This is a genomic window from Phenylobacterium sp. VNQ135 (assembly GCF_049445735.1).
Taxonomy (GTDB): domain Bacteria; phylum Pseudomonadota; class Alphaproteobacteria; order Caulobacterales; family Caulobacteraceae; genus Phenylobacterium.
This window is the reverse complement of the sequence record NZ_JBMSDS010000002.1, coordinates 238,179-259,282: the sequence shown is the minus strand read 5'-3', so window position 1 is coordinate 259,282 and position 21,104 is coordinate 238,179. Positions and strand designations below refer to the sequence as shown.

Genomic DNA, 21,104 nt, shown 5'->3' with positions numbered 1-21,104 from the left:
TTCGCCGCCCGGCGCCGCTGGGGCAACTAGCGGGCGCCGCTGGGTGAGCCTAAAAGCCGTTCCCATGCGTGAGATCACCCACTTCATCGACGGCGCGTCCGTCGCGGGCGCGTCCGGCCGCTACGGCGACGTGTTCAACCCCAACACCGGCGAGGTTCAGGCCCGCGTGCAGCTCGCGACCGAGAGCGAGGTCGACAAGGCCGTTGCCTCGGCGCTTCGGGCGCAACAGACCTGGGCGCTGGTGAACCCGCAGCGGCGGGCGCGGGTGATGTTCGAGTTCAAGCGGCTGGTCGAAGCCAACATGAACGAGCTCGCCGAGATCCTGTCGTCCGAACACGGCAAGGTCATCGCCGACAGCAAGGGCGACATCCAGCGCGGCCTGGAAGTCATCGAGTTCGCCTGCGGCATCCCGCATGCGCTGAAGGGCGAATACACCGAGGGCGCCGGCCCCGGGATCGACGTCTATTCCATGCGCCAGCCGCTGGGCGTCTGCGCCGGCATCACCCCGTTCAACTTCCCGGCCATGATCCCGATGTGGATGTTCGGCATCGCCATCGCGACGGGGAACACCTTCATCCTCAAGCCCTCCGAGAAGGACCCGACGGTCCCGGTGCGCCTGGGCGAGCTCATGATGGAAGCGGGCGCCCAGGTGGGGCAAGACTTGGCGGGCGTGCTGAACGTGGTGCACGGCGACAAGACGGCGGTGGACGCCATCCTCGATCATCCGGACATCAAGGCGGTGAGCTTCGTCGGCTCGTCCGACATCGCCCACTACGTCTATTCCCGCGGCACGGCGAACGGGAAGCGGGTCCAGGCCATGGGCGGCGCCAAGAACCACGGGATCATCCTGCCCGACGCCGACCTGGAGCAGGCGACCAAGGACATCATCGGCGCGGCCTACGGCTCGGCGGGCGAGCGCTGCATGGCCCTGCCGGTGGTCGTCCCTGTGGGCCAGAAGACCGCCGACGAGGTGCGCGAGCGCGTGCTGGCCGAGCTGGAGACCCTGAAGGTGGGCGTCTCCACCGACGCCGCCGCCCAGTACGGCCCGGTGGTCAGCCAGGCGCACAAGGACAAGATCGCCGGCTACATCCAGATGGGCGTCGACGAGGGCGCCGAGCTGGTCGTCGACGGCAGCGGCTTCTCGCTTCAGGGCTACGAGAAGGGCTTCTTCATCGGCCCCTCGCTGTTCGACGGCGTGAAAAAGGGCATGAAGACCTACAACGAGGAGATCTTCGGCCCGGTCCTGCAGATCGTGCGCGCCGAGAGCTTCGAGGAGGCGCTCGACCTGCCGAGCTCCCACCAGTACGGCAACGGCGTCGCCATCTTCACCCGCAACGGCCGCGCCGCTCGCGAGTTCGCCGCCCGCGTGCAGGTGGGCATGGTGGGCATCAACGTGCCGATCCCGGTGCCGGTCGCCTACCACACCTTCGGCGGCTGGAAGCGTTCGGCCTTCGGCGACGTGAACCAGCACGGCATGGAAGGCGTGCGGTTCTACACCAAGGTGAAGACGATCACCGCCCGTTGGCCCGAAGGCGCGGTCGAGGACTCGGCGTTCGTCATCCCGACGATGAAGTAGCGACTGCCATTTCCTTCTCCCCCTGCGGGAGAAGGTGTCGGCCGGAGGCTGACGGATGAGGGGTCACGCGGACTGTGCGTGGCCCCTCTTCGTTCGGATGGAGGCCGGATCGACCCCTCATCCGACCTGCTTCGCAGGCCACCTTCTCCCGCAGGGGGAGAAGGGGCGTTCGCGCTAGGTCCGACGGCTGAAGGTGTCCTTGTTGTGGGCGCGGGTCTTGGCGCCCTGGCCGCGCTCGAGCTCGGTGCGGCCGCCGCGGTTGGTGTTGGTCGAGGAGAAGGTCGCGCCTTCGTCGGCCGGGTCGCCCCAGTCCTGCTGCGGCTTGTCATCCTGGCCGAGCTTGTGGACGTCGACGTTGGGCGGGGTGCCCGCGCCGAGATCCCCGTCCACGTCGCCGAGGCCCGCCTCGTTGCGCCCCAGGTTGGGATCGACGCCCCAGCCGTCGCGGCGGGCCGCAGCGCTTTCCTCGGGCGGCGCGGAGCCGTCGGCGCCGGCCGAGCCGCCGCTGTTCGCCGCCCGCAGGTCGGTGTCGCCGAAGTCGGCCTGGCTCGGCCGATCGGCGTTTGTCGTATCGTCGAGATCGCCTTCGAAGCTGCGCTGCTCGGGGTTCGTGGCCGTCTGGAAGCGGTTCGGATCGCGCTGCTGATCCATCTCGCGGGCGCCCACGCCGCCGCCCTGCATGCGGGTCCGGTTGGCGTCGGTTTCGCTGGGGTCGAAACGGCGATCGTCATGGTCGGCCATCTGGAAGGCTCCTTCTTGCTGGTCATGATCTGAACCCCGTGGCCGCGCGGCTGTTCCTTGCGTCGGCCGCTTCGCGCCTTTAGGCCGAGGCCCGATGCCCTCCGCGCTGAAAGCCGCCTACGACGCCCGTATCGCCGAGGGCCTGATCCGTCCGGACCCGGCGCAGGCGGCCGCTCTCGCGGCGCTCGTGCGGCTGGAGGGCGACCTCGCGAACGCCCAGCCCGGCGGCGGGCTGAAGACGCTGTTCCGCCGCGCCGCGCCCGAGGGGCAGCGCGGCGTCTATCTCGTGGGGCCGGTCGGGCGGGGGAAGTCCATGCTGATGGACCTCTTCTTCGAGACCGCGCCCGTGGCGAAGAAGCGCCGCACCCACTTCCACGTCTTCATGGGCGAGATCCACCGCCTGATCGACGCCTGGCGCAAGGGCGATGCGGCGGCGCGCAAGGCGCGCTTCGGCCAAGCCAAGGGCGACGACCCGATCCCGCCCGTGGCCGACGTCGTGGCCGGCGAGGCGACCCTGCTCTGCTTCGACGAATTCCAGGTCACCGACATCGCCGACGCCATGATCCTGGGGCGGCTGTTCGAGGCGCTGTTCGATCGCGGCGTGACCCTGGTCGCCACCTCGAACCGCGAGCCGCACCAGCTCTACAAGGACGGCATCAACCGCCAGCTCTTCCTACCGTTCATCGACCTCCTGACGTCGAAGGTGGAGGTGGTCTCGGTGGCCGGGCCGCACGACTACCGGCTGGACCGCCTGCGGGCGGCGGGCTCCTGGTTCTCGCCCATCGATCCCGACAACGAGCGCCAGTACGACAGGCTGTGGGCGGAGATGCTGGGGCCGGAGCCGGAGACCGGCGAGACCCTCGAGGTGCTGGGCCGGCGGATCGAATTCCCACACGCGACCGGCGGCCTGCTGCGCGCGAGCTTCGCCAGCCTCTGCTCGGTGGCGCTCGGACCCAACGACTATCTGGCCCTCGCCGAACGCTTCCACACGGTGTTCCTGGAAGGCGTGCCGAAGCTCACGCCCAGCCGGCGGGAGGAGGCGCGGCGGTTCGTCATCCTCATCGACGCCCTTTACGAGGCGCGCACCCGGCTGGTCGTCCTGGCCGAGGCCGAGCCCATCAAGCTCTACCCTGAAGGCGACGGCGCCTTCGAGTTCGAGCGGACGGCCTCGCGGCTGCAGGAGATGCGCTCGGCGGACTGGCTCGAAGACCGGGGTTAGGCCAAACTCGGCCCATGGCCGAGATCAAGACCAAACCGACCGCCATGACCGTCGACCAATTCATCGACGGCCTGGAATCCGACCGCCGGCGGGAGGAGGCGCGCGTGATCGCCGAGCTCATGGCCCGCGTCACGGGCGAGCCCGCGACGATGTGGGGCGCCTCGATCATCGGCTTCGGCAGCTATGCGTACCGCTATGAAAGCGGCCACGGCGGACGGATGTGCAAGGTGGGCTTCTCGCCCCGCAAGGCGGCGATCAGCCTGTACCTGACGTGCGATGCGGAACGCCTGTCCGAGCATCTCGCCCGGCTGGGCAAGACGACGCACGGCAAGGGCTGCATCTACGTCAAGAAGCTCTCCGACATTGACCTCTCGGTCCTCGAGGAGATGACCGCCGAGGCCGTTGCCTGGACCGACAGGACCTATCCGGCCGCCTAGCCGCGCAGACTCGCGACCAGCTGCCGGGCGTAGGGCCGAAGCTCGTCCTCGGCGCGGAGGACGATCTTCAGCTCGCGCTGCGCCCAGTCGTCGTCCAGCTCGACGATCGAGAGCGCCATGGTGCGCGACGAGCGGTGGGCGGTGGTGCGCGGCACGACGCCCACGCCCACGCCGCATTCCACCAGCCGGCAGACCGCGTCGAAGCTGCGGAGCTGGACGCGCAGCTTGAGCGGGCGGCCCTCGCGGGCGGCCTTGGCGGTGAGGAACCGCTGGAGCGAGCTCGACCGCTCGAGCCCGACGAGGTCGTAGTCCAGCACCTCGGCGAAGGTGACGCTGCGCCGGGTGGCGAGCGGATGGCGCGTGGCGGTGACCACCACGAAGCGGTCGGATCGGAACGGATAGGTCTGGAGCGCGCCCACCTCGACGGTGCCGGCGACGATGCCGATGTCGCCGACGCCCTCGGCGATCAGGCCCACGATCTCGTCGGAGAGCCGCTCCTCAAGGTCGACGCTGACGTGCGGGTGGTCGGCCAGGAAGCTGGAGAGCGCCTCGGGCAGGAACTCGGTCAGGGCGTTGGTGTTGGCCAGCACCTTCACCTCGCCCGAGAAGCCGCCGGCGTAGGCCGAGAGGTCCTCCCGCATGCGGGCCTGCTGGGCGAGGATGGTGCGGGCGTGCTTCAGCAGCATGCGCCCGGCGGGTGTGGGCGCCACGCCCTGGCGCGAGCGGGAGAGCAGGGGCGCGCCGAGCGCGGCCTCCATGTTGCGGATCCGGGTGGACGCGGCCGCGAGCGCCAGCGCGCTCTTCTCGGCGCCGGCCGTGATGGACCCTGCGTCAACCACTTCGCAGAACAGGCGCAAGTCGGTCAGGTCGAACCGCATCCTTCGTCTCCTGCGAAGGAAAGCTACAGGAAAGACAGATTGTGCAGAAGCTTGAAGCGCGCAAACTTCGGCGCTTGCGAAGGAAGGCATGCTGCGCCGAGCTTGCGTTGACACCGCAGGTCGCAGGCTTACAAGCGGGCCAGCTTCGAACACTTTTGGACGGCAGGGCAGGAATGGCTGAGGCTTCGAGGGTGGTGCGGGAGCGACCGACGTCGCCGCACACGACGATCTGGCGGTGGCACCTCACCATGGCCACGTCGATCCTGCACCGCTTCACGGGCATCGCGCTCTACGGCGCAGCCCTGATCGCGGCGGCCTGGGCGATCTCGCTGGCCGCCGGCCCCGACACCTACGGCGCCTACAAGGCGGTGATGGGCTCCATCCTCGGCAAGGTCGTGCTGTTCGGCCTGACGCTTGCGGCCTTCTTCCACCTGGGCAACGGCATCCGCCACCTGACCTGGGACCTGGGCTTCGGCCTGGACGTGAAGAGCGCGAACGCCTCGGGCGTGGGCGTGATCGCCTTCACGGTCGCCGCGACGCTCGCGGTGTGGGTGATCGCCGGCATGGCGGGGGCGTTCTGATGGCCAGCTATCGCACGCCCCTTTCCCGCGCCCGCGGCCTCGGCTCCGCCAAGCACGGCGTCGGCCACTGGATCGGCGAGCGCGTCGGCGCGGTGGCGCTGATCCCGCTGACGCTGTGGGCCATCTACGCCGTCATGCGGCTGGCCGCCCTGGACTACTATGGCGCCGTCGAGTGGATCGGCTCGCCCCTGAACATGACGCTGATGGTGCTGACGCTCGCCATCAGCTTCTGGCACATGCATTCGGGCCTGCGGGTCGTGGTGGAGGACTACATCCACAAGACCCTGACCAAGACGGGCCTCCTGCTCCTGAACCTCTTCGTCTGCGGACTGGCCGGCGCGCTCGCCGTCTTCTCCGTGCTGAAGGTCGCGCTGGGAGGCGCGTGAGAGACCGATGTCGACCTACGAATTCATCGACCACAAGTTCGACGTCGTCGTCGTCGGCGCTGGCGGCTCGGGCCTCCGGGCCGCGCTCGGCTGCGCTCAGGCCGGGCTGAAGACGGCCTGCATCACCAAGGTGTTCCCGACCCGCTCGCACACCGTCGCCGCGCAAGGCGGCATCTCGGCGTCGCTGGGCAACATGGGCGAGGACGACTGGCGCTGGCACATGTACGACACCGTCAAGGGGTCGGACTGGCTGGGCGACCAGGACGCCATCGAATACCTCTGCCGGAACGCGCCGGCGGCGGTCTATGAGCTGGAGCACTGGGGCGTGCCGTTCTCGCGGACGGCCGACGGCAAGATCTACCAGCGCGCGTTCGGCGGCATGACGCGGAACTTCGGCGAGGCCCCGATCCAGCGCACCTGCGCGGCGGCCGACCGGACCGGCCACGCCATGCTGCACACCATGTACGGCCAGTCGCTGGCCCACGACACCGAGTTCTTCATCGAGTTCTTCGCCCTCGACCTGATCATGGACGAGGGCGTCTGCCGGGGCGTCACCGCCTGGAAGCTGGACGACGGCACCCTGCACCGGTTCCAGGCCCAGCTCGTGATCCTGGCCACCGGCGGTTACGGCCGGGCCTACTTCTCGGCCACCAGCGCGCACACCTGCACCGGCGACGGCGGCGGGATGGTGCTGCGGGCCGGCCTGCCGCTGCAGGACATGGAGTTCGTGCAGTTCCACCCCACGGGGATCTACGGCGCGGGCTGTCTGATCACGGAGGGCGCGCGCGGCGAGGGCGGCTACCTCACCAACTCCGAGGGCGAGCGCTTCATGGAGCGCTATGCGCCGACCGTGAAGGACCTGGCCCCGCGGGACATGGTGAGCCGGGCCATGACCATGGAGATCCGCGAAGGCCGCGGCGTGGGCCCGAAGAAGGACCACATCTTCCTGCACCTCGACCACCTGGATCCGAAGATCCTGGCCGAGCGCCTGCCGGGCATCTCGGAGAGCGCCAAGATCTTCGCGGGCGTCGACGTGACCAAGGAGCCGATCCCGGTCCTGCCGACCGTGCACTACAACATGGGCGGCATCCCGACGAACTTCTACTCGGAGGTCGTGACCAAGGCCGGCAAGAACCCCGACCAGGTGGTGCCGGGCCTGATGGCTGTCGGCGAGGCGGCCTGCGTCAGCGTCCACGGCGCCAACCGCCTGGGCTCCAACAGCCTGATCGACCTCGTGGTGTTCGGCCGCTCGGCCGCGCTGCGGGCGGCCGACACGGTCAAGGCCGGCGCCACCCAGCCCGAGCTGAAGGACCACATGACCGAGGCGCACCTGGCGCGCCTGGACCGCTTCCGCTACGCCCAGGGCTCGACGCCCACGGCCGCCCTGCGCCTCGAAATGCAGATGGCGATGCAGGAGGACGCGGCGGTCTACCGGACGAGTGAGGCCCTGGCCTCGGGCGTCAAGCGCATGAACGTCGTGGCGTCCAAGCGGCCGGACCTGAAGGTCACCGACCGTTCGCTGATCTGGAACAGCGACCTGATGGAGACGCTGGAGCTGGACAACCTGATCGGCCAGGCGGTCGTCACGGTCACCGGCGCGCACAACCGCACGGAAAGCCGCGGCGCCCACGCGCACGAGGACTTCCCCGAGCGCGACGACAAGACCTGGATGAAGCACACGCTCACCTGGTTCGACGACCGGACGGGCGCGGTGAAGATCGATTACCGTCCGGTGCACGACTACACCATGACCAACGAGATCGCGCCGTTCCCGCCCAAGGCGCGCGTGTACTAAGGCGGAAGGAAGAGATCCGAGATGGCCGAAATCCGCCTTCCCAAGAACTCCCGCATCACCGCCGGCAAGCACTGGCCGGCGCCGGCGGGGGCTGCGAACGTCAAGACGTTCAAGGTCTATCGCTACGATCCCGACAGCGGCGCCAACCCGCGCTGGGACACCTATGACGTGGACGTCAGCCAGTGCGGGCCCATGGTCCTGGACGTGCTGATCCACATCAAGAACACGATCGATCCGACGCTGACGTTCCGGCGCTCCTGCCGGGAGGGCATCTGCGGCTCGTGCGCGATGAACATCGCCGGCCGCAACACGCTGGCCTGCACCCACGGCCACGCCGAGTGCCCGGGCGACAAGGTCGCGATCAGCCCGCTGCCGCACATGCCGGTGGTGAAGGACCTGATCCCGGACCTGACCCTGTTCTACGCCCAGTACGCCTCGGTCGAGCCCTGGCTGAAGACCGAGACGCCCGAGCCGCAGAAGGAATGGGCGCAGTCCCCCGAGGATCGCGAGAAGCTGGACGGCCTCTACGAGTGCATCCTCTGCGCCTGCTGCTCGACGAGCTGCCCCAGCTACTGGTGGAACCAGGAGAAGTACCTGGGTCCGGCCGCCCTGCTGCACGCCTACCGCTGGATCATCGACTCCCGCGACGAGGCCACCGGCGAGCGCCTCGACGACCTGGAAGATCCGTTCAAGCTGTACCGCTGCCACACGATCATGAACTGCGCCCAGGTCTGCCCGAAGGGCCTGAACCCGGCGAAGGCGATCGCCGAGGTCAAGAAGATGCTCGTGGAGCGGGTGGTCTAACGGTCACCTTTCCAGGCGGAAAGTTGACGGCGCCGTCAAGTTTGGGCAACGAGGTTCCATGAGCGACCCGCAGGCCCACATCGTGATCCTGGGCGCCGGCCATGCCGGCGGCACGGCCGCGGCGCTGCTCCGTCAGTACGGCCATGAGGGTCCCATCACGCTGGTGGGCGAGGAGCCGATCCCGCCCTATCAGCGGCCGCCGCTTTCCAAGGCCTGGCTGAAGGGCGAGGCGGACGCGGACTCGCTGGCGTTGAAGCCGCTCGAATTCTACGCCGAACACGGGATCGACTTCCGGCCCGGCGTCCGCGGCGTGGAGCTCAAGCGCAGCGAGAAGACGGTCGTCCTCTCCGACGGCTCGACGCTTTCCTACGACATCCTGATCCTCGCCACCGGCGCGCGGGCCATCGCCCTGCCGATCCCGGGCGCGGACCTGCCGGGCGTCATGGCCCTGCGCACGGCCGCCGACGCCGAAGCGCTGAAGGCGGCCATCGGCCCGGGCAAGACGCTCGCGGTGGTGGGCGGCGGCTACATCGGCCTGGAGGTCGCCGCCTCCGGGCGCGCCCTGGGCGCCGAGGTCGTGGTGCTGGAGCGAGAGGCGCGCCTGCTGGCCCGCGTGGCCTGCAACGCCCTGTCGGAATTCTTCCGGAGCTATCACGAGAAGCATGGCGTCCGCTTCGAGCTCGGCTGCTCGGTGGTGGGCTTCGAGGGCGAAGATCGCGTCACGGGCGTGAAGCTGGCCGACGGCCGCACCATCGCCTGCGACGCCGTCGTGGTGGGCGTGGGCGCGGCGCCGAACGACGAGATCGCCGCCGACGCGGGGCTGGAGACCGCCCGCGGCGTGGTGGTCGACCTCGACGCGCGCACCTCGGACCCTTCGATCTTCGCCATCGGCGACGTCGCCCACCGGCCGATGCCGATCTACGACCGCATGTTCCGCATGGAGAGCGTGCCGAACGCCCTGGAGCAGGCCAAGCAGGCCGCCTCGGCGATCACCGGCCGCCCGCGCCCGGCCGGCGAATGCCCCTGGCAGTGGTCGGACCAGTACGACCTGAAGCTCCAGATCGCCGGCTACCCCTTCGACGCCGACGAGATCATCCTGCGCGGCGATCCGGCGAGCGCCAGGTTCGCCGTCTTCCACCTCAAGGGGGACCAGCTCCAGGCGGTGGAGGCGATCAACGCCCCGCCCGAGTTCATGATGGGCAAGCAGCTCATCCTCAACCGCAAGCCCGTCGACAAGGCCAAGCTTGCCGACACGTCCATTTCCATGAAAGAGGTCGCCGCCTAGACGCGGCCGCGAGAGGATCCATGGCCAAGATCACCTACATCGAGCACGACGGAACCGAGCACGTGATTGACGTGAAGCCGGGCCTGTCGGTCATGGAAGGCGCGGTGAAGAACAATATCCCGGGCATCGACGCCGACTGCGGCGGGGCCTGCGCCTGCGCCACCTGCCACGTCTATGTGGACGAGGCCTGGCTGCCCAAGACGGGCACGCGCTCGGCCATGGAGGAGTCGATGCTCGACTTCGCCGAGGGCGTCGAGGAGAACAGCCGGCTCTCGTGCCAGATCAAGGTCTCCGACGACCTGGACGGCCTCGTCGTCCGCATGCCGGAAAGCCAGCACTAGGCCGGGCGTCGCGAGGTGGTCGAAGCCGCTCCTGCGGCAGGATCGCCCCGCACCTCCAGGATCGGAAGCTCCTCGGACCCTGAGAGCAGGAGTTCCAGGACGCACTGCAGGCCGTCGGGCTCGTAGAGCAGCCGCGTCTGCCCGTCGCGCGACGGATCGAAGCTGCGTTCGATGAGCCGGCTGCCGAAGCCTCGCCGCGCGGGCGGCTGAACGGCCGGTCCGCCGGCCTCGCGCCAAAGCAGCACCAGGCGCCTCGCGCCGCGCTCGTCGTACCCCAGGTTCCAGGTGACCGCGACGCGGCCGCTCGGGACCGACAGGGCGCCGTACTTCAGCGCGTTGGTGGCCAGCTCGTGGACGACCAGCGACATGGACACCGCCTGCTGTGGGCTGAGCCGCACGGGCGGCCCTTCCAGTTCGAAGGGCGAGCCGTCCGTCCGTTGATGCGGGGACAGGGCTCGGCGAAGAACGGCCTCGAGGTCGGCGCCGGCCCAGCTCTCCGCGACCAGCACGTTGTGCGCCTCGGAGAGGGCCATCAGCCGATCGGTGAGCGTCTCGCGCGTGGCCGCATCGACCCCTGCGGTGCGAAGCGTCTGTTCGACGATCGACTGTACGGTCGCCAGGGTGTTCTTGATGCGGTGGTTCAGCTCGTTCAGCAGCAGGACGCGCTGGTCCTCCGCGAGCTTGGCCGAGGTCTCGTCGCGCATGACCTTCACGAGCGTCGGGGCGCCCGCCAGACGCATGGTCACCCCGTTCGCCCAGAAGGTCTGGCCGTCCTTGCGGACGTGCCAACGGGTGTCTTCGGCGCGACCGTCGTGGATCGCGCGCGTCAGCTCCTCCGCCGGACGATCCGCGGCGCGGTCGGGCTCCAGGAACAGGACGGCGAAGTCCATCCCGATAGCCTCGTCGGCGGAATAGCCGAGGATGCGTTCGGCCCCGCTGCTCCACGAGGCGACGCGCCCTTCGAAGTCCAGCGTGAAGATCGCGTAGTCGATGGCGCCTTGGACGATCTGCTCCGCCAGACGGGGGTCGATCGGGCTGGCGGACGAGGCCGAGGGTCGCTCCATGCGGCATGAACGCGACCCGGCCGGAAACGTAGCCGTGGGCGTCAATTGATGGCCTCGCCGACGTTCGGCTAGAGCGCCAGCTCCCGCTGGGTCGTCACCGCCTCGGCCCCCTCGGGCAGGTGGCAGGTGAAGCGCGCCCCCGCGCCGGGCTCGCTCTCCAGCGCCACCCAACCGCCGTGCAGCTCGGTCAGCGCCTTCACCAGCGCGAGGCCCAGTCCGGGCCCACCGCGCTCGCGGCCGATGAAGCGGTCGAAGATGTGCGCCTGCACGTGGAACGGGATGCCCCGGCCGGTGTCCGACACCTGCAGCTGGATCTCGCCCAGGGCCTTGCGGGCCGCCAGCGTCACCGTGCCGCCGGCCGGCGTCTGGGTCAGCGCGTTCTCCACAAGGTGATCCAGGATCTGGCCGAGGCGGTGGGCATCGCCGCGGATCAGCCCGATGTCGTCCGGCCGCTCGATGACGAGCGAGACCTTCGCCGTCTCGGCCGGCCTCTGCCAGCGACTGACGACGCCGATCAGCAGCTCGGCGACGTTCACGTCGGCGAGGTCGAGCGCCATCTCGTCGGCGTCGATCTGGGCCATGTCCAGCACGTCGTCGATGGAGCGGGCCAGCTGGGTGGCCGCCGACTTCACGGCGGCCGCGTGCCCGCGCGAGCGCTCGGGCAGGGCGTCGCCGGAATGCTCCAGCAGCTCGGAATAGCCGATGATGGTGGTGAGCGGCGTGCGCAGCTCGTAGGAGACGTTGCCGACGAAATCGCGCTTCAGCCGCTCGGCCTCGGACAGGGCCGCCTCGCGGTCGGCGAGCGCGCTCTCCAGGCGCCGGGCGTCGCTGACGTCGGTGAAGGCGATCAGGGTCGCGCCGTCGGGGAGCGGCCGGGAGCGATATTCCACGATGCGGTCGTCGGAGGTGCGGGTCTCGCCGGTCATCGGCGTCCGCGCGCTGGGATCGGGGTCGGCGACCCGGCCCTTCAGCTCGCGCCAGAAGCCCATGTCGTGCAGCTTGGGCACGCAGAGTTCGACGACGCCCTCGAAGTCGCCGGCCGCTTCCAGCTTCTCATGGCCGATGCCCCAGAAGCGCTCGAAGCTCTCGTTGTGCAGGCGAAGCCGCCCGTCCGAGCCGAACACCGCCACCGCGTCCGACAGCTTGTCCAGCGTGGCCTGCTGGATCTGGATCTGGGCGTTGTACTGTGTCTTGAGCTTCAGCTCGCCGGTGATGTCGGCGAACAGCACCAGCATGCCGCCCATCGGGTGCGGCTGGCGGACGACCCGCAGCGTGCGCCCGTCCGGCAGGCTCCACATGTCGTCCGGCTCTTCGCCGAGCTTCTCGTAGCGGTCGAGCTCGGCCGCCTTCCACTTGCCGTAGTCGGCGGTCTCGGGCAGGCGGCGGCGCTGGCGCAGGCGGTCCAGCACCTCGCCGTGCGTCGGCCGTTCCTCGAGCCAGGCGGGCTCCAGGCCCCAGAGCTCGGCGAAGGCCGTGTTGTGGAACATCAGCCGCCGGCCCTCGCCGAAGATGGCGACGGCGTCGTCGATGCGGTTCAGCGTCTGGTCGTGCGCCTCGATGTTGCGCTTGAGCTGCTCGCGCAGCTCCTCCAGCTCGGTGACGTCGTCGGTCCAGACGCCGACCCCGCCGCCTTCCAGCGGCTGGGCGACGATGTGGAAGGCCCGCCGGCGGCCGTCCAGCGACAGCCAGCGCACGGCCTCGCGCTTCTGGCCAAGGTTGGCGGCCTCGGACGCGACGGCGTCCGCGCCCCGGTCGAAGGCCGCGCCGCGCCCGGCGGCCTCGTCGAGGCTCTCGGCGCCCACCGCCTTCAGCCACGCGCCGTTGACCCAGACGGGCGAGCCGTCGGCGGCCGCGATCCACGCCGGGCAGGCGCGCGAGCTCAGGAAGGCGGCGAACCGGGGCGCCGTCGGCAGGCCGGCGTCCTCGCCCAGCACGCCCGAGACCCGCAGCCAGGCCACGGCCCCGGCCGCGCGGCCCTCGACCGCCACCGCCCCGCCCGATCCCTGCACCTCGAAGGCGCAAGGCTCGCCGCGTTCGAAGAGGGCCCGCAGCCGTCGGGCATGATCGGGGTCGGCGCGCATCAGGGCGTTCAGCAGCGCCTGCGGCTCGGCCTCGGCGAGACCCAGCGCCTCGGCGCAGATCGCCAGGCTTTCCTCGCCGGAGGCCAGCAGGGCCTGACCGTCCTCGACGGCGAGCAGGGCGGAATCGAACGCCTCGGCCGAGGCCGTCGCCGCCTCGGCCCGGGCTTCCAGGCCCCGGAGCCTGGCGGTCAGTTCGTCCAGGCGCGTCTGGTTATGCCGGCGCTGCGCCAGCGCCCAAAGGACGGCGGAGATGGCCAGGGACACCGCGCCGGCCGCCGCCGCCAGGATCAGTTGGTCCGAACTCATCCCCGCCCCGGCGAATCACTCCCTCGGAGCTTACGGCGGGTCACGCCCTGCCGCACGTGATGGCGCGTTCCTATGTGGAGGAAAGTTCGCAAGAATGGGCGCATGACCATCCTCTATCCCGTCGCCACGAACGCCGAGCAGGCGCTCTCCCGCCCGCTGGGCCGGGCGGCTCGCGAGAGCGAGGCCCGGCGCAGGGCCGGCGGGGACGTGGCCTTCACCACGGATCCGGCGGGGCCGGCGTTCCCGACCCGCGAGGCGGCCCTAGCGGCCTACGCCGAGCGGCTGGAGCCCTCCGAGCCCGGGGACCGCTACTGCCAGCTCGTCGAGCAGGTGGTGGCCGAGGCCGGCCGGCCGCCCGGGCCCGTGGAGCCGACGTACGAGGACGGCCGCCGCTGGCCCAAGCCCGCGCCGCCGCCGCAGACCGCCTGGCGGCTAACGGTCTCGTACTGGCGCGTCCCCACCGCCGAACGCCCGCTGGAAGCGCCGCAGGCCCGCCAGGCGCGGAAGTCCAGGCAGGCCCTGGAACCCGAGACCCTGCGCGCCATCGCCCGCGCCCCACTGCGCGCCGTCAAGCCGCAGCAGCCGCTGGACATCGGCCTGTTCGAGACACGCCCCCCCGAGGCGCCGCATATCGTGATGCCCGATGAGTGAGCTTCGCGTGGGCCGCGCCCCTTCGCTGGACGACCTGGCGGCGATCGCCGAACGCGTCTTCGCAGATCTTCCGGAAGGCTTCCGCCGGCTGGCGGGGGACGTGGTGTTCCGCGTCGACGACTTCCCCGAGCAGGCGGTGCTGGACGAGCTCGGCATCGAGGACGCCTTCGAGCTGACCGGCCTCTACCAGGGCGTCGACCTCGGACGTCGGTCCGTGTTCGACGTCTCGCCCCAACCGTCGCGCGTCTTCCTCTACCGGCGGCCGATCCTGGACGAATGGGCCGAGCGCGGCGACGTCACGCTGGAGGAGCTGGTCGGCCACGTGCTGGTGCACGAGATCGGCCACCACTTCGGCCTGTCCGACGCCGACATCCACGCCATCGAGGCGGCCGCGGAGTAGTCGCGGGCAAACCTGACGGGGGCGTCATTTTGTTTGACTGAACGCCGGTCCCGCCACATGCTGCCGCTCAAGAGACGGCGGGGGCGCGCCGCACGACAGGGTAGGAGCGAAGCACATGGCCGCCGACGGCAACATCACCAAGGACATCATCTACGACGCGGTGGCGCCGGACGACTTCGAGTCGATGCTCGAACTCGACCGCTACAACGCCCGCTCGACGGCCTTCGACAAGATCATCTCGGCGACCCATGACCACTTCTGGGATCCGCTGGACGCCAAGTACATCGACTTCTCCGAGCCGTTCGACATGGAGAATGAGATGATCCTCCCGGAGGAGATGATCGTCTCCCTGCAGACGGACTACGTCTCGAACCACCTCAAGGACCACAAGACGCGCGTCCGGTTCGTGAACCAGTCGACGCTGCGCACCTTCTCCTCGATCCTGCACGGCGAGCAGGGCGCGCTGAACCTGTCGGCCAGCCTCTGCCATGTGCTGAAGGACCAGGGCGCGCAGGAGTACGCCGCCAACCAGACCCGCGAGGAAGCGCGCCACGTCACGGCCTTCGCGAAGTACATCAAGGCGCGCTGGGGCCGGCCGGTGGAATGCGGCCCGACCCTGAAGGCCCTGCTGGTCGAGATCATCGGCAGCCCCGAGGTCTACAAGAAGATCATCGGCATGCAGATGCTGGTGGAGGGCCTGGCCATGGGCGCCTTCGCCACGATCTACGCCAAGACCAACGACCCGCTGGCGAAGAAGCTGACCCAGCTGGTGATGACGGACGAGGCCTTCCACCACAAGTTCGGGAAGATCTGGGCCGACCGGACCATCCCGCACCTGACCGAGAAGGAACACGAGATCATCGAGATGTGGGCGGCGCACTGCTTCCAGACGCTGCTCTTCAATCTCGTGGCGCCGACCCAGCAGCGCGACCTCTACGAGGCGTTTGGCCTCGACCCCGAGCGGGTGATCGCCGAGATGGCGCAGATCGTCACCGACGACACCCGCCGCCAGAACATGAAGGAGCAGACCAACATCTTCCGCGTGCTCGTGAAGACGCTGGTCAACGCCGGGATCGTCACCGACCGCACCAAGGCGTTCTACGCCACCTACGTCGACCTCGACGAGCTGCGCGGCGAGGGCGACCGGATGGTCGGCGACGACATCGCCGAGGAGGGCATCAAGTACCTCCAGGAGATCAACTTCAAGGATCGCGCGAAGCAGGTCCTCATCGCCGCCGAATAGGGCCGGGCCGCCGCCGAAAAACCTGGCGGCGGCGCTTGCCTCTGGAACGTAGGCGGAACAGAGTGGCGGCCATGGACGTGTCCGTCACCGTCGTCGCCTTTTCCCGGCCCGAGACCACCGCCGCCGTCACCCGCGGCGCCGCGCGCTTCCTGACGGCGCTCGGCTATGCGCCGCTCGCAGAGGTGACCCTGCCGAACGGCCGCCGCGCCGACCTGATGGCGCTAGGCCCCAAGGGCGAGGTGTTCATCGTCGAGGTGAAGTCGGGGGTCGACGACTTCCGCACCGACCAGAAGTGGCACGAGTACCTGCCGTACTGCGACGCCTTCGCCTTCGCCGTGGCGCCGGAGTTCCCGCGCGACATCCTGCCGGACGAGCCGGGCCTGATCGTCGCCGACGGCTTCGGCGGCGCGATCCTGCGCGAGGCGCCGGTGACGCCGCTCGCGGGCGCGCGGCGCAAGGCGCTGACTCTGGCGTTCGCCCGCCTCGCCGCCCTCACGGCCGCGGGCGTGGAGACCAACGCCCTCTAGCGCGGCGCGCGCTTGGCCAGGATCCGCTGGAGGGTCCGGCGGTGCATGTTGAGCCGCCGCGCCGTCTCGGAGACGTTGTGATTGCAGAGCTCGTAGACCCGCTGGATGTGCTCCCAGCGGACCCGGTCGGCGCTCATGGGGTTTTCCGGCGGGGCCGGCGCCGCATCGCCGCGGGCCAGCAGCGCGCGAGCCACGTCGTCGGCGTCGGCCGGCTTCGAGAGATAGTCCACGGCCCCGGCCTTCACCGCCTGCACCGCCGTGGCGATGTTGCCGTAGCCGGTCAGCATGATGATCTTGGCGTCCGGCCGGGCGTCGCGCACCGCTTCCACCACCTTCAGGCCCGAACCATCCTCCAGGCGCATGTCGAGCACCGCGTAGGCCGGCGGCTTGGCGCGGACGGCGGCGATGGCTTCCGAGACGCTGCCCACCAGCGTGGGCTCGAAGCCGCGTTGCTCCAAGGCGCGCCCCAGCCGGTTCCGCAGCGGCGCATCGTCATCAAGGACCAGCAGGGATTTGTCAGGAAGCGCGGCGATGTCGGAAGACAGGTCGGTCATGCTTGGACCCCGGGCAGGGGCTCCCTATGGTTGTACTGCGACAGTCTGTCGCACCTGAACGCATTTCCGCAAGCTTGGCTGCGCTCACGCGTTCGGCGCCTCGATGGTCTGGCGGGGCCAGCGCGCCGAAACCACGGCGCCGCGCGGCTTGCCGTTCTGGAACGCGACCTGGGCGCCGGTCCGTTCCAGGAGCGTCTTGGCGATGAAGAATCCCAGACCCATGCCGACGTGGCCCGTGCGGCCGCCCTCCACGCCGGGGCGGCTGGTGACATAGGGCTCGCCCAGCTTCGCCAAGATGTCGGGCGCGAAGCCCGGCCCGTCGTCTCGCACTTCCATCGAAACAGTGTCGGCGTCGAACCGGGCGGTGACCAGCACCTCCGAGGTCGCGAAGTCGACGGCGTTCTCCACGAAGGTGGTCATGGCGTGCAGGATTTCCGGCAGGCGGCGGATATCGGGGGTCTTCACGCCCTTGGCCCCGGTGACGATCGCCTCGACCCGGACGTCCTTGATGGCGGCGTGCGGCTCGATCACCTCCTGGACGAGCTGGCGCAGCGACAGACGCTCGTGCACCTCGTCCGAGGCCTGGTCCGGCGTCTCCGACAGCCGCTTGAGGATTTCGCGGCAGCGTTCGGCCTGGGCGATCAGCAGCTCGGCGTCCTCCTTGACCTGCGCCGTGGGCGCTTCCCGGACCATCTCCTTCGACACGATCGAGATGGTGGCGAGGGGCGTGCCCAGCTCGTGCGCGGCGGCGGCGGCCAGCGCGCCCAGGGCCGAGAGCCTCTGCTCGCGGGCTAGGACCGCCTGGGTGACGTCGAGGGCGAGGGCCATCCTCGCCGCCTCTTCGGCCGACTGGCGGACGTAGACGGCGACCAGGCCCATGGCGATCACGGTGGCGACGCCGGCCACCAGCCGATGCTCGAGCGGCAGCCAGGGCGGCTCCGACATCGGGAACGGCAGCGACAGGAACACCAGCGCCAGGGTGGCCGAAGCGGCCAGCACGCCGACCGCCAGCACGGCCCGCCACGGCAGGGTCGCGGCGGCCAGCGCCACGGGCACGATCAGCAGCACGATGAAGGGGTTCGCGGTCCCGCCGACCAGGCCCAGGAACACTGCGATCTGCAGGACGTCCGCGGCCAGGTGGGCCATGCCCTCGCGATCGCTCGTCACCCGCTGAAGCGGCCAGACGAGGCTGATAACCAGGTTGCAGGCGACGCAGGCGCCCACGATCAGGCCGGCCAGCAGGTAGGGCGCGGGATAACGCAGCCCGAGGCCCAGCAGGATGAGCAGCGCCGCCTGCGCCCCCAGCACCCACCAGCGCAGCGTGACGAGGGTGCGGACCCTCAGGTGGCTGCGGCTGACGTCGGCCTGGTCCCACACGCCTTGCGCGGTCTGCGAGCCCGTCCTATCCCCGCCTTCCATTGGACCGGACGCCGCCGTGTGCGCAGGTGCTGCGGGCATCGCGGCTCAGGCCCCGTCGGAGCGGCCGCGCCGCTCGTTCGAAAAGGCAGGAAGGGAGGCAAGCATGTCCAGGCGTGTCCTCGCGCTCGTCGCGGTCTTGGCTGTCGCGCTCGCCATCCTCACCGGCCTCGCGGTCCGTCGCGGCGTCCTTGGTTCGGGAGAGCAAACCGCCGCCGTGGGCGGACCGTTCCAGCTGGTCGACACATCGGGCGCCAGCGTCGACCAGGATGTCCTGAAGGGCAAGTGGAGCGCGGTTTTCTTCGGCTTCACCCACTGCCCGGACGTGTGCCCGACCACGCTGTTCGAGATGGCCGAGGTGGAGCGCCTCCTGGGCGGCCAGGCCAAGGACCTGCAGACGGTCTTCATCTCCGTGGACCCGCAGCGCGACACGGTCGAGCAGGTGGCCGCCTATGTGAAGAACGACGCCTTCCCGAAGCAGCTCGTGGGCCTCACCGGCACGCCGGCGCAGGTGGATCGGGCCGCCAGGGCCTATCACGTCTATTATTCGAAGCAGGGCGAGGGCGAGGACTACCTCGTGAACCACGCCTCCTACACCTACCTCATGAGCCCCAAGGGCCGTTTCGTCTGCGTCCTGCCGTACGAACTGACGCCCGAGCAGGCCGCCGCGAAGATCGCCGCCGCGATGAAGGCCGGCCCGAACGCCGAAAGCTGCTGATCGGACAGCTTAAGCGTGTGGAGCTTCTTTACGCTTCACATGTTATGTTGCGACGCAGCATAATGGGGCGTCCATGCTCTACACCCTCTACGAGGCGGGTTATCACGCCTCCACGCCATTCCGCTTTGCGGCCCTCGCCGCCCGCCAGTTCTGGAGCTCGCCGCTGAATCCGGCGGCCGAGACCGAGGCGGGCCGCCGGCTGTTCGCCGTCTCGGATCTCGTCACCAACCTGACCCGCCGCTACGGCAAGCCGGCCTGGGGCATCGACAAGGTGGCCATCGACGGCCAGGAGGTGCGGGTCCGCCCGACCGAGGTCTGGTCGAGCCCCTGGGCCAGGCTGACCCACTTCGCCCGCGACCGCGCCGACCTGCGCCGCGCCGGCCGTCGCGAGCTGGAGCCGGCGGTGCTGATCGTCGCGCCGCTGTCGGGCCACTACGCCACCCTGCTCCGGGGCACGGTCGAGGCCTTCCTGCAGGACCACGAGGTGTTCATCACCGACTGGTCGAACGCGCGCGACGTGCCGATGATGGAAGGCCGCTTCGACTTCCACGACTACATCGACCACGTGCGCGAGATGCTGCGCGCCCTGGGGCCGCGCCCGCACGTCGTCGCCGTCTGCCAGCCCGGGCCGCCGGTGCTCGCCGCCGCGGCGCTGATGAGCGAGGACGGCGAGGAGAGCCGCCCGGCCTCCATGACCTTCATGGGCTCGCCGATCGACGCCCGCCTGTCGCCTACCGTCACGAACCGGCTGGCCGAGGAGCGGCCCTTCGCCTGGTTCGAGAGCAACATGATCTACACCGTGCCGGGCCCGTATCCCGGCATGGGCCGGCGCGTCTATCCGGGCTTCGTCCAGCTCGCCAGCTTCATGTCGATGAACCTCGACAAGCACCAGGAAGCGCACCTGCGCTACCTGCAGCAGCTGATGGACGGCGACGGCGACAGCGCCGAGAAGCACCTGGAGTTCTACGACGAGTACCTGTCGGTCCTCGACCTCACCGAGGAGTTCTACCTCCAGACGGTGGACGTGGTGTTCCAGCGCTACCTGCTGCCGAAGGGCGAGCTTTACCACCGCGGCCGCCACGTGCGTCCCGACCGGATCTCGGACATCGGCCTGCTGACGGTGGAAGGCGAGAACGACGACATCTCAGGCATCGGCCAGACCCAGGCGGCGCACGACCTCTGCTCGTCGATCCCGGCCGAGCTGAAGGAGGACTACGTCCAGCCGCACGTCGGCCACTACGGCGTCTTCAACGGCAAGCGTTTCCGCGAGGAGATCTACCCGCGGGTCCGGGCGTTCATCCGTCGCACCGATCAGGCCTTCGACATGGGCGACGTCGCTGCCTAAGTAAGGGGCGTGGGTCCCTTCCGCGCGTCCTTCAACGATGGAGACGAACTCCAGGTCGCCGGCGCCGTCGTGCGCCTGCGGGTGAACCGCCGCGCGCGGCGCGTGTCGCTGCGCCTGGACCGCACGCGCCGCGAGATCGTGGCCACCGCGCCCAGCCCCCGCCGCCTCGCCGAGGCCGCCGCTTTCGCCCACGACCGCGCCGCCTGGATCGCCGAGCGCGTGGCCGAACTCCCCGAGGCCGCTCCGCTCGCGCCGGGGCAGCTCATCGAGGTGCTGGGCCGGCCCGTCCGGCTAGAGCAGGGTGCCGGCCGCGCCCGCTGGATCGAGCCCGAGGACGGCTCCACCCCGCGCATCGCCGCCATGGGCGAGGGCGAGGGCTTCGCCCGGGCCGTCATGCTCGTGATCAAGCGCAAGGCGGCCGAGGTGCTGGCCGAACGCACCGCCTTCCATTGCGAGCGCCTGGGCGTGGCCGTACCGAAGGTCACGGTCGCCGACGCCAAGTCGCGCTGGGGCTCGTGCCGTCCCGCGACGGGACGGCTGCCGGCCTCGATCCGCTATTCGTGGCGCCTCGCGCTCGCGCCCTTCGACGTGGCCGACTACGTGGTCGCCCACGAATGCGCCCATCTGCTGGAGCTGAACCACGGGCCGCGCTTCTGGGCGCACGTCCGCAGTCTGGTGGGCGACGAGCGCCGACATCGCGCCTGGCTGCGGGCCGAGGGCGCGCGGCTGCACGCCTTCGGCCGGTAGCATCGGCCG

Annotated in this window: 22 protein-coding genes; 16 read left to right on the top strand and 6 right to left on the bottom strand. The window is 69.9% G+C overall.

From position 1 onward, the window contains the following. The first annotated feature begins 64 nt into the window (after positions 1 to 64). Complete coding sequence (locus ACO2Q0_RS07005; RefSeq protein ID WP_423350784.1) at positions 65 to 1,576, top strand: CoA-acylating methylmalonate-semialdehyde dehydrogenase; 1,512 nt, start codon at positions 65 to 67, stop codon at positions 1,574 to 1,576. Positions 1,577 to 1,750: 174 nt separating this feature from the next. Here the strand turns inward: ACO2Q0_RS07005 and ACO2Q0_RS07000 are convergent, their stop codons facing one another. After that, the gene (locus ACO2Q0_RS07000) at positions 1,751 to 2,317 is read right to left on the bottom strand and encodes a hypothetical protein (protein WP_423350783.1); all 567 of its coding nucleotides are present in this window, start codon (positions 2,315 to 2,317) and stop codon (positions 1,751 to 1,753) included. Between the two features lie 94 nt (positions 2,318 to 2,411). Here ACO2Q0_RS07000 and zapE point away from each other — a divergent pair, with 94 nt between their 5' ends. Continuing rightward, the gene (gene zapE, locus ACO2Q0_RS06995; RefSeq protein WP_423350782.1) at positions 2,412 to 3,536 is read left to right on the top strand and encodes a cell division protein ZapE; all 1,125 of its coding nucleotides are present in this window, start codon (positions 2,412 to 2,414) and stop codon (positions 3,534 to 3,536) included. Positions 3,537 to 3,550: 14 nt separating this feature from the next. Next, on the top strand, positions 3,551 to 3,973 hold the full coding sequence (locus ACO2Q0_RS06990; RefSeq protein WP_423350781.1) for a DUF1801 domain-containing protein: 423 nt from the start codon (positions 3,551 to 3,553) through the stop codon (positions 3,971 to 3,973). On the opposite strand, the gene ACO2Q0_RS06985 is transcribed toward ACO2Q0_RS06990, so the two are convergent. Then, positions 3,970 to 4,851: a LysR substrate-binding domain-containing protein gene (locus ACO2Q0_RS06985; RefSeq protein ID WP_423350780.1), complete on the bottom strand. Its 882-nt coding sequence runs from the start codon at positions 4,849 to 4,851 to the stop codon at positions 3,970 to 3,972. The two genes, ACO2Q0_RS06990 and ACO2Q0_RS06985, sit on opposite strands and share 4 nt — an antisense overlap. A gap of 173 nt (positions 4,852 to 5,024) precedes the next feature. Here ACO2Q0_RS06985 and sdhC point away from each other — a divergent pair, with 173 nt between their 5' ends. The 6 genes from sdhC to ACO2Q0_RS06955 are packed head-to-tail and all read left to right on the top strand — an operon-like array spanning position 5,025 to position 10,043. Continuing rightward, positions 5,025 to 5,432, top strand: a complete 408-nt coding sequence (sdhC, locus tag ACO2Q0_RS06980) for a succinate dehydrogenase, cytochrome b556 subunit (RefSeq protein ID WP_423350779.1) — start codon at positions 5,025 to 5,027, stop codon at positions 5,430 to 5,432. Next, positions 5,432 to 5,818 (top strand): succinate dehydrogenase, hydrophobic membrane anchor protein, encoded by a 387-nt coding sequence (gene sdhD / locus ACO2Q0_RS06975; protein WP_423350778.1) that lies wholly within the window; start codon positions 5,432 to 5,434, stop codon positions 5,816 to 5,818. The genes sdhC and sdhD overlap by 1 nt, the downstream gene beginning before the upstream one ends. A 7-nt stretch (positions 5,819 to 5,825) precedes the next feature. Then, the gene (gene sdhA / locus ACO2Q0_RS06970; protein ID WP_423350777.1) at positions 5,826 to 7,613 is read left to right on the top strand and encodes a succinate dehydrogenase flavoprotein subunit; all 1,788 of its coding nucleotides are present in this window, start codon (positions 5,826 to 5,828) and stop codon (positions 7,611 to 7,613) included. 21 nt (positions 7,614 to 7,634) lie between these two features. Then, the gene (locus tag ACO2Q0_RS06965; protein ID WP_423350776.1) at positions 7,635 to 8,417 is read left to right on the top strand and encodes a succinate dehydrogenase iron-sulfur subunit; all 783 of its coding nucleotides are present in this window, start codon (positions 7,635 to 7,637) and stop codon (positions 8,415 to 8,417) included. 58 nt (positions 8,418 to 8,475) lie between these two features. After that, on the top strand, positions 8,476 to 9,702 hold the full coding sequence (locus tag ACO2Q0_RS06960) for an NAD(P)/FAD-dependent oxidoreductase (RefSeq protein WP_423350775.1): 1,227 nt from the start codon (positions 8,476 to 8,478) through the stop codon (positions 9,700 to 9,702). A 20-nt stretch (positions 9,703 to 9,722) separates the two neighbouring features. Then, on the top strand, positions 9,723 to 10,043 hold the full coding sequence (locus ACO2Q0_RS06955) for a 2Fe-2S iron-sulfur cluster-binding protein (protein ID WP_423350774.1): 321 nt from the start codon (positions 9,723 to 9,725) through the stop codon (positions 10,041 to 10,043). On the opposite strand, the gene ACO2Q0_RS06950 is transcribed toward ACO2Q0_RS06955, so the two are convergent. Together ACO2Q0_RS06950 and ACO2Q0_RS06945 are read right to left on the bottom strand one after the other, a co-directional pair. Further along, positions 10,040 to 11,107 (bottom strand): sensor histidine kinase, encoded by a 1,068-nt coding sequence (locus tag ACO2Q0_RS06950; RefSeq protein WP_423350773.1) that lies wholly within the window; start codon positions 11,105 to 11,107, stop codon positions 10,040 to 10,042. The genes ACO2Q0_RS06955 and ACO2Q0_RS06950 overlap by 4 nt on opposite strands. A 68-nt stretch (positions 11,108 to 11,175) precedes the next feature. Continuing rightward, positions 11,176 to 13,494 (bottom strand): ATP-binding protein, encoded by a 2,319-nt coding sequence (locus tag ACO2Q0_RS06945; protein ID WP_423350772.1) that lies wholly within the window; start codon positions 13,492 to 13,494, stop codon positions 11,176 to 11,178. Between the two features lie 102 nt (positions 13,495 to 13,596). Between ACO2Q0_RS06945 and ACO2Q0_RS06940 the strand changes: the two genes are divergently transcribed. The 4 genes from ACO2Q0_RS06940 to mmcB all read left to right on the top strand — a co-directional run bounded on the left by ACO2Q0_RS06940 (position 13,597) and on the right by mmcB (position 16,315). Then, the gene (locus ACO2Q0_RS06940; protein WP_423350771.1) at positions 13,597 to 14,145 is read left to right on the top strand and encodes a hypothetical protein; all 549 of its coding nucleotides are present in this window, start codon (positions 13,597 to 13,599) and stop codon (positions 14,143 to 14,145) included. Then, complete coding sequence (locus ACO2Q0_RS06935) at positions 14,138 to 14,545, top strand: metallopeptidase family protein (RefSeq protein ID WP_423350770.1); 408 nt, start codon at positions 14,138 to 14,140, stop codon at positions 14,543 to 14,545. The genes ACO2Q0_RS06940 and ACO2Q0_RS06935 overlap by 8 nt, the downstream gene beginning before the upstream one ends. Positions 14,546 to 14,660: 115 nt before the next feature. Next, complete coding sequence (locus ACO2Q0_RS06930) at positions 14,661 to 15,788, top strand: ferritin-like domain-containing protein (RefSeq protein ID WP_423350769.1); 1,128 nt, start codon at positions 14,661 to 14,663, stop codon at positions 15,786 to 15,788. Between the two features lie 71 nt (positions 15,789 to 15,859). Continuing rightward, positions 15,860 to 16,315, top strand: a complete 456-nt coding sequence (mmcB, locus tag ACO2Q0_RS06925) for a DNA repair putative endonuclease MmcB (RefSeq protein WP_423350768.1) — start codon at positions 15,860 to 15,862, stop codon at positions 16,313 to 16,315. Here mmcB and ACO2Q0_RS06920 read toward each other — a convergent pair. Further along, positions 16,312 to 16,869, bottom strand: coding sequence for an ActR/PrrA/RegA family redox response regulator transcription factor (locus ACO2Q0_RS06920; RefSeq protein WP_423350767.1), 558 nt, complete (start codon positions 16,867 to 16,869; stop codon positions 16,312 to 16,314). The two genes, mmcB and ACO2Q0_RS06920, sit on opposite strands and share 4 nt — an antisense overlap. An 84-nt stretch (positions 16,870 to 16,953) precedes the next feature. Continuing rightward, positions 16,954 to 18,288, bottom strand: a complete 1,335-nt coding sequence (locus tag ACO2Q0_RS06915; protein ID WP_423350766.1) for an ActS/PrrB/RegB family redox-sensitive histidine kinase — start codon at positions 18,286 to 18,288, stop codon at positions 16,954 to 16,956. Between the two features lie 103 nt (positions 18,289 to 18,391). On the opposite strand from ACO2Q0_RS06915, the gene ACO2Q0_RS06910 reads away from it, so the two are divergent. From ACO2Q0_RS06910 to ACO2Q0_RS06900, 3 genes are all read left to right on the top strand, one after another. Further along, positions 18,392 to 19,003: an SCO family protein gene (locus ACO2Q0_RS06910; RefSeq protein ID WP_423350765.1), complete on the top strand. Its 612-nt coding sequence runs from the start codon at positions 18,392 to 18,394 to the stop codon at positions 19,001 to 19,003. A 73-nt stretch (positions 19,004 to 19,076) separates the two neighbouring features. Further along, the gene (locus ACO2Q0_RS06905) at positions 19,077 to 20,348 is read left to right on the top strand and encodes a polyhydroxyalkanoate depolymerase (protein ID WP_423350764.1); all 1,272 of its coding nucleotides are present in this window, start codon (positions 19,077 to 19,079) and stop codon (positions 20,346 to 20,348) included. A gap of 9 nt (positions 20,349 to 20,357) precedes the next feature. Next, positions 20,358 to 21,095: a M48 family metallopeptidase gene (locus tag ACO2Q0_RS06900; protein ID WP_423350763.1), complete on the top strand. Its 738-nt coding sequence runs from the start codon at positions 20,358 to 20,360 to the stop codon at positions 21,093 to 21,095. The last annotated feature ends 9 nt before the right edge of the window (positions 21,096 to 21,104 follow it).